Raw genomic sequence first — 13,138 nt, forward strand, 5'->3', positions numbered from 1 at the left:
ATAATCATGAGCATCCCCAATTTTCCAAACATTCGTCAGGTGCATTCCACCATTTGCTGGGCCGCCTGCATCGAAATGGTCGCGCGTTTCCTCAATCCCGAAGGCAGCTTTGAAAACATTCCCCGGGCAGATCTGCCTTTACAGCGACGGATTTTAAAACATTATTATGGCCTGGATGGCAGCGTGGACAATTCGGAGGAAGATATGCTTAACACGTTTTGCGAAATAGGGGACGGCTATCCCACATTAAGCCATGATGACAATTATTATCAGAAGATCTTGCTGGAAGTTTTCAAAATTCGCTCAGTTCAAAAATTTCAGGACAACATTCCTACATTCAGCTTTCTGAAACGCAACACGGACGCCCGAAAACCAGTGATCTTGGGATTGAAATATCCCGGAATCTTGAACGGAAATCATGCGGTTGTGGTCATTAGTTGTGTCAAACGCCAGGATGTAAAATTGCTGCACATTGTAGACCCGTTTTCGAATCATACAAGCGCAAATATCTGTGTGTCAGGGCCGGGCAAGATTGCTTACATGAGTTATTCTTATCTCCGCAATCTCAACCGCAGCGATCCGTCACTCGTTTCCGTCGTCTGCAATTTTGAAAAAATAGCCATTGCGTCATTAATGGCCTCACCGCCCGAACCGACGCCGATTGAATTTTCAGGACTGCAAAATACGGGCGGTATTGAAGACATCCGTAACATGGTGATGGGCCTGTTTCTTGACGAATCCATTTTCCGGGTAAAACTGGAAGAACTGAAAATGCGAGAGGCTGTGATCACGTCGCGTTTCCAGAGTTTGAGACAATTTCTTGATGAAGAGCCTTTTCAGGAATTGAAATTACTCAAAGTCCTGACGAGCAAGAAGGACAGTCTGGAAATAATGATCGCTGAAACACCTGCAACCGGCAACGAGCCAGCCTCTTATGAATTTGTTGGAATTCGGGAAAGCTATTTTACGGATCAAAACATTTCCAATGTCAAGCTGCGTTTCAAAGAGAAAAATACAGGCTGGCATGTCAATCATTTTGAGCCAAATTACACACTGCTGCACCTGCAACCCGGTAATTTAACTTTTATGGTGTTCACTCAGGAAGGCGAAAAGTGCTACGTTTCACTGTCCGAAATGCCGTCCATCGGCATACATTACCGTGAACCTTATTCTTTTGCCGACCTGAAAAAGATCATCCGTAAACATTTCCCAAGATACATTGCTTACGAAACTGCCAAATAACTAAAATTCAAAACAGCCCCCATCATGCCAGATTTTATCATCACAACGGCCGATTTTGACAGTATGCAGCAAAATCAAGAGCCTATTCCAGCGGGTTTTGAGCTCAAATGCCGCACCAAGGCTGCCATCTCCCGCGTGCTGAACACCGGGAACCGCGCCGATGGAATTTTGCTCCGCATCATTAAACGGGCCAGCGGCAAACCCGACATTCGCGTTTCCAAGTATTTTAACAAACAGGATCTTAACAATGGATTCGCTGTGTTGCGCTCTGTGTTGGAAACCAAGATGTTACGCGGCTCATTTGACAATTTGAACATTTACATTTACACCACGCCGAGCAAATCACTCATCATTGCCGGAAGTGAACATGCGTGCAACGAAAGTGGCGGCGGCGAAGGCGGCGAGGGCGTAAAGGTGCGGATACCAACATGACGGAATCGGAATTTGGGCAATGGGTAATCAAGGTTGGATATGTGCTGTTAGCCGCAAGAGGCGCCATTTTATGCGTGTTTTTGGTGCGCTTCGGCGGCGTGCCGCACAACCGGATTCTCAGGCCATTGTTTTGGTATGCATTGATCGCGCTGCTGATCGCGATTTTCGAATCGTCGTTTATCGGCTTGGTCAATACATTTCCCGATTTTTTCGTGCCTTATCTCACGCGTTTCGAGATTGACGACACGTTTTTTATTTCGCCATTTTATTATCTCAATGAATTCTGGTTTCTGGGCATATTTTTCAGTCGCATTGTCCAAGGCAACACCGGACGCATTATTAAAGTGGTTTCAGTTTGTCTTTTTGTGCTGGAAATCGGTAACACGGTTTTCGTAGAAGGTTACAAGGATGCACAAAAAATGGGCTCATTTTGCCTGGCTTTGTATTTAATCATCGTTTCCATTCTTTTTTTTAAACAACACTTCATCAATAAAGTCGGCAACTCGCTGAGCACCGACGCCCTGAACCTGATCGTTTGGGGCTTTTTTTGCATTAATACATTCTCTATTCTGATCCTTTTCTTCTCCGACAGGCTTTACAACGATCTTCCATCACTTTTTTACCAAATCAGCATGGGACGGATGGCGATAGAAATATTTGGCTTGCTGCTGATCGCTTATGGCGTCAGACTTTTCAAAGCTTCATGAAAAAATTCCGCTGCTGCATTTCGACCGTTGCGAATTATAAAGGCTCAAACCGCGTTGCAAATGAAGAAATGAACGTTTATTTGATGACATGCGCCGTTTACTGAGCCTTTTTCCCCTGTTTTTATTGTTGATATCAAATGCTTTTGCGCAGCGCGATTGGAAGCTTGTAACTGAATCTGACGGCATTAAGGTTTTCTCCCAAAGTGTTCCCGATTCCCGAATCAATGCATTGCGTGTCGAATGCGAAGTGAAAGCAACTGCCGGTCAGCTCGTTACAATGCTGCTCGATGTGAAAGCGGCGGAAAAGTGGGTTTTTCATACCAAATCGTGTGATTTGCTGAAAAAGATTTCTCCATCAGAACTGTATTATTACTCAGAAGTAAGCATGCCGTGGCCGCTCTCCAACCGCGATTTTGTTGCGCATATCCGCGTCACGCAGGACAAAGTTACTAAAGTGGTGACGGTCAATGCGCCTGCTGTTCCTGGATTTGTTCCGCCCAAAACGGGCATTGTCCGTATCAGCCATTCGAAAGGACTGTGGATCATTAAACCATTGTCCAAAGACAAAATCAGCATTGTTTACACATTGCAGGTCGATCCGGGCGGCGACATTCCGGCCTGGGTTGTGAACACTTTTTCGGCACAGGGACCGTTGCAAAGTTTTCGGAAAATGAAGCAGGAATTGCAAGCCGGTAAATATCAAAACGAAGCAGCCGAATTCATTATAAACTGAAATCCGGCTGGGTAATTGATTGTTTAATAAATGTTTAACTCAACCAAGCCACTTTCTGGCTTGAAGCGTGTTCCGCGCCGATAATGTCTCTGTAAAGCTCAGGCCTGCGCGCCTTAATGTAACGGTGACCGCCTGCTTGCGTCAATTTTTCCGGAGTTAATGTCGCAATTGCAATGTCATTATCCAGTTTTCTGCATTCCGCGATGATGTCGCCAAATGGATCCAGGATCATGGAACAACCATTTTTCAGCTGGTCATCATCCATGCCGATCGGATTGGAGAAAACGGCGTAAATGGCGTTGTCATAAGCCCGGGCCGGCAACCACTTCATCAGCCATTCCCGGCCTTTTAATCCATCAAATTCCAACCTCAACGACGTAGGATCAGTATGTCTTTTTTCCCACAAAGCCGGGTCAGCAAAACCGGCACCCGGGCGCGTTGAAGGCGTCATCATCGTCACGTGCGGCATAAAAATGATGTCTGCACCAAGCAATGCTGTGGCCCGCACATTCTCTACAATGTTGTTGTCATAACATATCAAAATCCCACATTTCCAGCCGTAGAGATCAAAAACAACATACTGGTCGCCGGGTGTGAGATTGCCGTTGATGAAAGGATGCAGCTTTCTGAATTTGGCGATCAAACCGGTTTTATCCACACAAACGTAGGCTTTGAACAAATTGCCTGCCTCGTCTTTTTCGAACAATCCGGCCAAAACGGCAATGTTGTGCTTTGCAGCAATTTCGATCAGTTTTTGAATGCTCGGGCCGTCTGGGATGAGCTCCGCAAGTTCGGTTAGCTGGCCGCGATCAAGCTTTCTTGCAAATGTGTAACCGGTGATTGAACATTCATGAAATGCAATGATCTGCGCGCCCGATGCCGCCGCTTCGCCTGCGAGTTTGTCAATGGTTTGGAGGTTATAGGCCATGTCGCCGCTCTTGTTTTCGAATTGTGCCGTTGCAACTTTCAGATTTTCCATGCTATTGTTTTTGTTACAAAGCTAAACGCATGCGAAAAAAACCAATTGTAAAAATCCGACAAAATCAATCTGTGGGAAGCTGCATTAAATTGACGGCCAGCCGATTCTTGCTTTGGTCATATTGCGTCGGCGTGATTCCCGCCAGATCAGCGAAATCTTTGATAAAATGCGCCTGATCATAATAACCGGCCTCATAACCCAGCGCAGTCAGGGACGTTGTCGGACTGGTTTTCCGGAGTTTGAGATAACGTTGCAGGCGGGCAATGCGGCTGTATAATTTGGGGGAAATGCCAATGTGCTGATCAAATGCGCGTTCGAGTGTCCGCTCGGTGGTTGCTAAATTCTGGGCCAGCACGTGGATCGGAATCGGTGATGAAGCATTGTCAATCATTGTTGCACAGGCAGTTACAAGTTTAATATGCTGCGTTTGCAATGTCAATTGGTCAATTAGAAATGACTCAATAAACCGGATACGGGTTTGATGGTCTTTCCCGGACAACACCTGATCTGTTAGTCGGTCTGCCGATTTTGGGAAAATTTCTGATAATGCAAGTGTTTGATTCGCAAGCATTTTGGCTGGCATTTTCATGAACGCGGAAAGCCCGAACGGTTTGAAAACTACAATAAGCAATCCAATTTTTTTACCGGAAGTCAGGTCGAAATGATGATTAACCTGCCCGTAAATGAAGCTTTCGGGGTGTTTTATGGAGCTTTTGGAATTAAAATCCTGTTGCAAAAATGCATCGCCAAAATGAAACGCAATGCCCGGATGGCCGTCGGGGAAAAAACGGTGCCGGGATGGCTCAACTGCATGATCTTCAAGGATCAGATAATGCAGAATGTAAGGAGCCAGCGCTGGTGATGGATATAATTGCATGGGCTATTGTTCAAATAGTCCATGCAAAGTAAGGATTTCAATCGTAAATATGGAGCGAACCAAGCCTTTTGTCAAAATTGAAAATAAATAAACGAGCTTGTGCTTTTCTGTGTAAGAATAATGAGAATCAGCATGATAGACCAAATCGTTCCCAAAAGCCACCACGGGAAATTTCCGAAAACTGCTTTAACTGACTTGTCCCGCATATACCAATGCGTGCAGAAAAGTGCGACCGTGACAATGGCAACTTTGAGCATATCGGGTGTCGCCAGCATTTTCGGGCCTTGCGTAATCACTCCAAACATGCAAAGCAGCATCCGCATGGCTGATCCGAAGTCCGGCGAACGGAAAAACACCCAGGTAATGTTGACCAGAAAAAGTGTAAACAAAGCCAGGAAGAGGTTCGACATGTTCTTGCTCCGGATCGGGATCAGTGTGGCTTGAATGACCATATCCTCGGCGAGTGACGGATTTTTTTGCTTTTTGGGAAGGTTGCGAAACAACCGCTCGATGCACAGAAATAAGCCATGCAGTCCGCCCCAGATCACAAAATTCCACGAAGCGCCATGCCACAATCCGCCCAGCAACATGGTGATCATCAGGTTAATGTAAGTCCGGAAACCTCCTAATCTGTTTCCACCCAACGGAATGTAAAGATAATCGCGCAGCCAGGTTGAGAGTGTGATGTGCCATCTGCGCCAGAAATCCGAAAAGCCGATGGCGGCATATGGAAAACGGAAATTTTCAGGCAATGTGAATCCAAGGCAGAGCGAAACGCCAATTGCACAAGTGGAATAACCAGCAAAGTCACAGAAAATTTGCGCTGAAAATGCAAGCACAGCCGACCAAGCATCGAGCGGATTGACAGGGAACGGCAGACTGAAAATGAAATCTGCGGGCTCGGCCATCCATCCATCGGCAATAACGACTTTCATGAACAAGCCCAGAGAAAGCAGAAAAAGTCCCCACAACATTTGATAAGAAGTGGCTTTTCGCGGCTCCTTGAATTGCGGAATCAAATCCTCCGGACGAACGATTGGCCCGGCGACCAAATGCGGAAAGTAAGTTACAAACAATGCGAAATTAAGAAACGAAGGTTCTGGTGCAAACTTGCGTCTATATACGTCGATTGTGTAAGACAATGTCACGAATGTGTAAAACGAAATTCCGACAGGCAGGATAATGTCCGGTTTGACCGCCTGAAAAGCAATGCCCATGCTGGCCATCAGCGCGGTGAAGTTTTCCAGCAGGAAGCCGCCATATTTGAAATAACTCAACATGCCAAGATTCAGAACAAGGCTGACCGCCAGCCACATTCTCCTGCGCGTTTTGTCTTCGGTGACGGCAATGAGCCGGGCCATGTAAAAGTCTACAACGGTGGAAAGCCATAATAGCAAGATAAACGGCGGGTTCCAGAGTGCATAAAACAGATAACTGGCAAGTAACAGATTGATTTTCTTGATTTTCCAGGAAAACGGCAGGTTATGCAAAACCAGCAGCAAAATGAAAAACAGGACGAAAGTGTATGAGTTGAAGACCATGTCATTGAATTTTAGTTGTGGCAGATGTTTTTCGAAGCGTCACATGATTCTTTTGTTCAATAATGCGGATCAGATCTTTGGTAAATGGCTTGGTATCGGCAGGACTCAAATGCGACCAGTCCGGGCAAACGTATTTGGAGAGCTCCGGATAATCGGTGAAATGGATTCCCGGCGCACCGGTTTCTTTCAGAAGTCTGTCCCAGTAAAGCTCGCGCGGATAGGATTGTTGTTCGGCTGCCCAGGCCGGATTGCTGGACGGCATTCTGAGGAAAATGACGGTGCCGCCTCTCGCCCTGATTTTGTCGACGGAGGCTTTTACAGAAGACATCATGTTTGTCAGCGTGTCGCCCGAAAAGCCACGTTTGTTTCCCAGCATGCCAAGGTAACGCCACACATATTGCACGCCGTGCTGCACAGCCGTATCCGCCACGAACGCGTCGCTGAAAACTTCCTGTCTGTCAGCCTTCATGTAACCCATTTTTAGCGGAAAATTTGGAAAAACAAACACACCCGGGCGGCTTTCAATGGGCAACCTTTTGAGCAATGCATTTAGTGAAAAGCGCTCCTCATCCAGGAAAAGAAGATTACTTTCGAGCACTTGATTCAGATGAAAACTCACCTGCTGCGACAGCGACCACCGGGGATAGAATGCCAGGCGCTTGGCAGCCCTTTCTTCCATAAACGATCCATCGGCAGCGAAGAAAAGTCCCTCCGTCACACCAACCAACAATGTTCCTTTGAATTTTGGATCATTGGCGAGGTCACGCAACACGGGTCGAGGCGAAGTGCCGACCAGCGCGAGTTGAACAGGCTGGTGACCCGTTTCTTTTTTCCACGTTTCCTGGTCAATGTCAAATTTCACGCGCGAGGAGCCAATGATGACTGGCTGGCCGGGCGCTACGTTGTAGATTTTCTTTCGGGTGTGCGCCCAAAGGCTTTCATCGTCATTGAAAGAAAGCGCAAAGCCCTGGTTGCGCCAATAGATTTCCCAACCTGCAACGAATAACAAGACTAACGCGAGCGCAAGCCAGCCCGCTTTTTTGTAATCAGCAGTTTCCATGTCAATGTTTTGTTAAGAATAGAACTCGAACGTTTTAATTGATATCCGGTTACAAGTGGTTGTATATCAATTAATTGTGATAAATATAGCCATAACCTTAAAAAGGAAATAGCGAAAATTCAATGCTCGGCAGTGTTGTTATTTAGCGGTCGTCAAACTGCGTAGTTTTCCTTGCCCATTGTTTTTGGCGTGCCGTAGAATTGCCCCGTATTGGATTATTTTTTTGAAATATTAGATAAAAAAGTTCCCAGGTAAGGTTTGGTTAATCTTTTATTAATCATTTCTTAATGCGCTCCCCATTACTTTGATCCACGGTTTGGCCGACCAAATGTCATTGATCAAATTAATAATTAAACTATGGAGAGATTTTGACCCACACCGCAAACGCCCGCATGCAAGGGCCTTTAAGCTTCAAATTGCTGTCACCGACTTTAACAGATTAATATGGAAAACCGACTTTTATTAATACGGGAAGTGCCGCGGGCCTTCCGAAAATATCTTGCAAACTTGTGCATTATCCTGTGCGCAGCGCTTGCGTTCAGCCATTCCGTGCAGGCGCAATCGTCCGATGAAACGATCGTTTCCGGAACAATCAAGGACGAGAAAAATGGCGCAATCCCTGGCGCAAGCATTGTGCTGCAAGGTTCGACAAAGGGAACCACGACGGATGCCGACGGTAAGTTTTCACTGAATGTTCCAAAATCCGGGTCTGTGCTGATCATCAGTTTTCTTGGTTACAAACGCCAGGAAATTGTTGTGGGTAACCGCACGGATTTCCAGATCCAAATGGAACTGAGCACGGACGATTTGCAGGAAGTGGTTGTGGTTGGTTACGGAACGCAAAGGAAGCAAACCCTCACCGGCGCCATTTCCAACATTGTTTCCGAGGACATTAAAACGACGACGCACACGAGTTTGGCGCAAAGCCTGCAAGGCAAAGTGGCGGGTGTGCAAATCCGGCAAAATTCCGGTGAGCCCGGATCATTCAGCACAAGCATTAACATCCGCGGATTTGGCGAGCCATTATATGTTGTGGACGGCGTTGCGCGCGATGGCGGTTACGAGTTCCAAAAGATTAATCCGGACGATATTGAAAGCATTTCTGTCTTGAAAGATGCTTCTGCGGCGATATTCGGGATTCGGGCTGGAAACGGGGTGGTCATTGTTACGACCAAAAAAGGCGTTAAGGGAAAGCCGAAATTCAGTTACAATGCGGTTTACGGACGCCAAAGTCCGACCGACGTGCCCAAGATGACATCTGCATTGCAATGGGCAGAAATGCGCAATGATGCTGCCAAAAATCTGGGAGAAACGCCGGTTTACACGGCCGAAGAAATCGAGAAATTCAGGATTGGCGCGCCGGGTTACGAAGGGACGGATTGGTATAAGCAGGTTTTGAACAAATCGGCTTTCCAGCAGCAGCATTTCCTGTCCGCGTCTGGCGGCGAAGGTGCGGCGACTTACTTTACAAGCTTTGGTTACCAAACTGAAAACGGCTTGTTAAAAAGCAAGGATATGGGTTACAAAAAATACACTTTCCGCACGAACGTGGGCATTGACCTGACCAAAAACCTGAAAGCTGACCTGATCTTGTCAGGGCTTTTTGACAAGAGAAACCAGCCGGGCGACAACTTTTTCAACATTTACAAAGGAACCAGGATCGCGCTGGCAACGGAACGTCCCTATGCCAATGATAACCCGAAATATCCGTCCCTGCTAAGCGGAGGCTACAACCCTGTCGCGTTGGCAGATGGCGACTTGACTGGCTACAATGAGGAAGCAAACAAATTTTTCCAATCCACTTTCTCGCTGACTTACAGCGTCCCATTTGTTCCGGGCTTGAAAGTGAGGGGTTTGGTTGGCTATGACAGCAATAACTATCGCAATAAGTCGGTGTCAAAAAGCTACAACTTGTACACTTATGACGCCGCAACGGATAAATATACAGCGCATTTGCAGCGAAATCCTTCGCGCATTGGAAACAATTTTTCGGATAACAACCGCGTCACATTTCAGGGACAGCTGCTTTATAACACAGTCATTACCAAAAACCACAACATTGGCGCCACATTGGTTTACGAGCAGCAGGAATCCAAAAACCGCTGGGCTGGGCTGGGCAGGGAATACGCCTTTTACACCAATGATCAGATTGATCAGGCGGGGCTTAACAATCAGACAACCAGCGGATCAGAAAGCGAATATGCCAGCCAATCTTATGTCGGAAGGCTCAATTATGACTTCAAGGAAAAATATCTGCTTGAAGTTGCTGCGCGTTACGATGGTTCCTATCGCTACCATCCGGACCGTCGCTGGGGCTTGTTTCCTGTGGTTTCTGCGGGATGGCGGGTTTCCGAAGAAGCATTTCTGAAAAACGTTTCGCTGATCTCCAATTTGAAATTAAGAGGTTCCTATGGTCTCGTGGGAGCGGACGCTGGCGCGCCATTCCAATATGTGCCCGGCTTCTCACTTTCGGGTGGTGGGGGATATGAATTCACCGATGGCAATTACACGACCGGTGCCGCATCGCCTGCCATTGTAAACGAGAATCTGACGTGGTTTAAATCAAAAATCAAAGACGTTGGAATTGACATTGGCCTGTGGGATAATCGCATAGACCTTACTTTTGATGTTTACCAAAGAGATCGCAAAGGCTTACTGGCAAGACGCAATGTTTCTTTGCCCAACACTTTTGGCGGCACATTGCCCGACGAAAATCTGAACAGCGACCGGGTCCGCGGAATCGAATTTTCTGCTGCCTATAATGGCCAGATCCGGGATTTCAAATACGGAATTTCGGGAAACTTTAACTTTGCCAGGACCATGAACCGCTACATTGAAAGGGGCGATTTTCTGAGCAGCATGGATAAATGGCGCGGCGGCGCAACCAACCGCTGGAACGACGTCGTATGGGCATACGAGTTGGAAGGACAATTCCAGAACAAGGACGAAGTAATCTACGCACCGATCCAGAATGGAGATTTGGGCAATACGCGCGAGCTGCCTGGTGACTTCAAATACAAGGATGTGGATGGAAACGGCGTGATCGATGGCAATGATGCGATGCCTTTGTTCTTCGGTGGCGACCCAAAAATGTATTATGGCGTAACGCTCAATGCTTCGTGGAAAGGCTTTGACTTCAAAGCATTGTTTCAGGGATCGGGAAAATACAGCGTGCGTTTCCGCGAAGTGTATGCAGAAGTTTTCGCTTTCCGCGGCAACACGCCCGAATATTTTTACGACAGATGGCATTTGTCGGGTGACAACGAATGGGTTCCGGGAAAGTGGCCCGCTTCCCGCTTCAATTACAATGTCGGTGCAATGTATGCTGAAAGCTCCGCCTGGCGGAAAGATGCTTCCTATTTGCGCTTCAAAAGTGCACAGTTGGGCTACACATTCAATCTTGGCTGGCTCAAAAAGATCGGGATTGACGACGTGAGGATCTATGGGAATGCGCATAACATTTTCACCTGGGCCGATCCGTTTGTGAAACCATTTGACCCCGAAAAAATTGAAGGATTGTTTGGTGCAGGACTTACTTATCCGGTGACCAGAAGCTACAATTTTGGTATTAATGTTACTTTTTAACAGCTGAAAAATGAAATTTACCAGACATATTTTATCGCTTTTTGTGCTGCTGACTGCATTAAGCTGCAACAACGTGCTCGACAAGCAGCCATTGGACAAGTTGCAGGGCGAAAACCTTTTTTCGAATCCGGAAGGGGTGAAGTTGTACATGGCGAACCTGTATTATCAACTTCCGATTGAGGACTTTACGTTTTTTAGACAGGGTTTCAACTGGAACACGGGTGATCCCAACAATGGCGGCTTTGCGCCTGCGATGATCACGGATGAGGCCGTTCACACGGAATTTGGAGATTTTATCGGGGATGGTGATTTTCAATGGTGGGACCAGGGTTACAAGCTGATCCGCGACACGAACATTTTGATTGATATTATTCCAACATTGGACATCAACGAGGACGAAACCAAGGCGCTTGTTGGTGAAAGTTCGTTCATTCGCGCTTATGCTTACTTTGCTTTGGTCAAACGATACGGTGGCGTTCCGTTAATCACGGCGGTTCAAAAATACGAAGGCGATGTGGAAGCATTGAAAGTGCCGCGCAGCACTGAGAAGGAAAGCTGGGAATTCGTTATGAAGGAATGCGATGTGGCCATTGCCAATCTCGCGGATTCGTGGCCGGGCGGCGAAAGGCGTGCAACAAAATGGGTTGCTTATGCATTGAAATCCCGGGCTGCGTTGCATGCGGCATCACTGGCAAAATATGGTGAAAGAGCGCCCATTTCCGGAACTGCTGTGGATCAGAAATTGGTCGGAATGGACAAATCAGCTGCTGCGGAATTCTATAAAGCGGCCATTGAAGCGTCTGAGGCAATTATCAATTCAGGAAAATTTGCTTTGTACAAGCCAACGCCTGCCAGTCCTGCCGAAGCTGCGGAGAACTATCGCAAGCTTTTTGAAGATCCCAACATTGCGCCGGGCGAAGCAATCTTCATCAAAGGATTTGCACGCCCGGGTTCAGGAACGGGCCATAATTACGGCATTTGGTTTCAACCCAATCAAACCGCCAACGGCTGGCCGCACCCCGGTCGCATGAACCCGACACTTGATTTGATTGATGCTTACGAAAGCTACACCAATCCAGGACAAAGTGCCCCGATTACAACGACTGTTGCGGGCAATGACGTAAGCGATTACAACGGATTTGATCCGGCCAAAAATTACAAACGCTATGAAGATCCGGCGGGTATTTACAAAGACAAAGATGCGCGCTTATGGGCAACGGCCATTCTGCCAGGAACTGCGTGGAAAGGTCAGAAAATCATCATTCAGGCCGGATTTATTAAACCTGATGGCAATGCGCAGCTCTTTGGCGGCGAACCGATTAAAGTTGGAAGCACGACCATTTATCCATTCGGCGCCGCGGATCGCACGCAATATTCTGGCTTCGACACGTGGGGCGGCAACAACACCCGCACAGGCGTAAGCTTTAAAAAATTCCTGAATGAAGGGGTGAATGTTGCACCAGGCTGGAACCAGACCGTCTCGGACTGGGCCGACTTCCGCTATGCCGAAATTTTACTCAATTATGCCGAAGCAATCGTCGAAAGCGGAACCGGTGCAGCGGCAAAAGGCGCGCAGGCTTTGAATGACATCCGCCGCCGTGCAGGTCATACCAAGGACATTCCGCTTACAATTGACAATGTGATTCGGGAGCGGAGGGTTGAGCTGGCCTTTGAAAACAAGCGTTTCTGGGATTTGGTTAGAAGACGTGAATATCACACGCTCTTCAACAACCGTGTGAGACATGCGCTCATTCCTGTGCTGGATCTGCGCGTAACGCCTGCGAAATACATTTTCATTCGCGAAAACATTGCCCGGTTAAATCCTGCGACATTTGATTACAAACAATATTACCGTTCTATTCCAGGCATTGGCGCCAATGGATTGGTTCAAAACCCGCAATATTAACGAGCAGGCGGCATATGCTTGCAAGGTTCAACATGCGACATTGGGCCTCAGTTTTTAAGATTTAATCAATAAGAGA

10 protein-coding genes are annotated in these 13,138 nt (G+C 47.2%); 6 read left to right on the forward strand and 4 right to left on the reverse strand.

Annotated elements, in window-relative coordinates; all coding sequences use genetic code 11:
* Positions 1-6: 6 nt before the first annotated feature.
* The 4 genes from LZG73_RS04945 (at position 7) to LZG73_RS04960 (ending at position 3,114) form a co-directional block, all read left to right on the forward strand.
* Complete coding sequence (locus LZG73_RS04945) at positions 7-1,242, forward strand: hypothetical protein (protein ID WP_233846608.1); 1,236 nt, start codon at positions 7-9, stop codon at positions 1,240-1,242.
* A 24-nt stretch (positions 1,243-1,266) separates the two neighbouring features.
* Entirely contained in the window at positions 1,267-1,674 is a 408-nt protein-coding gene (locus LZG73_RS04950; RefSeq protein ID WP_233846610.1) for a hypothetical protein, read from the forward strand.
* A complete protein-coding gene (locus LZG73_RS04955; RefSeq protein WP_233846611.1) occupies positions 1,671-2,381 on the forward strand; it encodes a hypothetical protein in 711 nt (236 codons plus the stop codon). Before LZG73_RS04950 ends, LZG73_RS04955 begins: the two co-directional genes overlap by 4 nt.
* 88 nt (positions 2,382-2,469) lie before the next feature.
* On the forward strand, positions 2,470-3,114 hold the full coding sequence (locus LZG73_RS04960) for an START domain-containing protein (RefSeq protein ID WP_233846612.1): 645 nt from the start codon (positions 2,470-2,472) through the stop codon (positions 3,112-3,114).
* 34 nt (positions 3,115-3,148) lie between these two features.
* Here LZG73_RS04960 and LZG73_RS04965 read toward each other — a convergent pair whose 3' ends face one another.
* The 4 genes from LZG73_RS04965 to LZG73_RS04980 all read right to left on the reverse strand — a co-directional run bounded on the left by LZG73_RS04965 (position 3,149) and on the right by LZG73_RS04980 (position 7,571).
* Positions 3,149-4,093 (reverse strand): nitrilase family protein, encoded by a 945-nt coding sequence (locus LZG73_RS04965; protein WP_233846613.1) that lies wholly within the window; start codon positions 4,091-4,093, stop codon positions 3,149-3,151.
* A gap of 64 nt (positions 4,094-4,157) precedes the next feature.
* Positions 4,158-4,970, reverse strand: a complete 813-nt coding sequence (locus LZG73_RS04970; RefSeq protein ID WP_233846614.1) for a helix-turn-helix domain-containing protein — start codon at positions 4,968-4,970, stop codon at positions 4,158-4,160.
* A gap of 71 nt (positions 4,971-5,041) precedes the next feature.
* A complete protein-coding gene (locus LZG73_RS04975; RefSeq protein WP_233846615.1) occupies positions 5,042-6,511 on the reverse strand; it encodes an MBOAT family protein in 1,470 nt (489 codons plus the stop codon).
* 1 nt (position 6,512) lies between these two features.
* Positions 6,513-7,571, reverse strand: coding sequence for a hypothetical protein (locus LZG73_RS04980; protein ID WP_233846616.1), 1,059 nt, complete (start codon positions 7,569-7,571; stop codon positions 6,513-6,515).
* A 444-nt stretch (positions 7,572-8,015) separates the two neighbouring features.
* On the opposite strand from LZG73_RS04980, the gene LZG73_RS04985 reads away from it, so the two are divergent.
* Positions 8,016-11,156, forward strand: a complete 3,141-nt coding sequence (locus LZG73_RS04985) for a TonB-dependent receptor (protein WP_233846618.1) — start codon at positions 8,016-8,018, stop codon at positions 11,154-11,156.
* A 10-nt stretch (positions 11,157-11,166) separates the two neighbouring features.
* Positions 11,167-13,062, forward strand: a complete 1,896-nt coding sequence (locus tag LZG73_RS04990; protein ID WP_233846619.1) for a RagB/SusD family nutrient uptake outer membrane protein — start codon at positions 11,167-11,169, stop codon at positions 13,060-13,062.
* Positions 13,063-13,138: the final 76 nt, after the last annotated feature.

Origin of the sequence: Dyadobacter sp. CY326 (assembly GCF_021390515.1) — a bacterium.
Lineage (GTDB): Bacteria > Bacteroidota > Bacteroidia > Cytophagales > Spirosomataceae > Dyadobacter.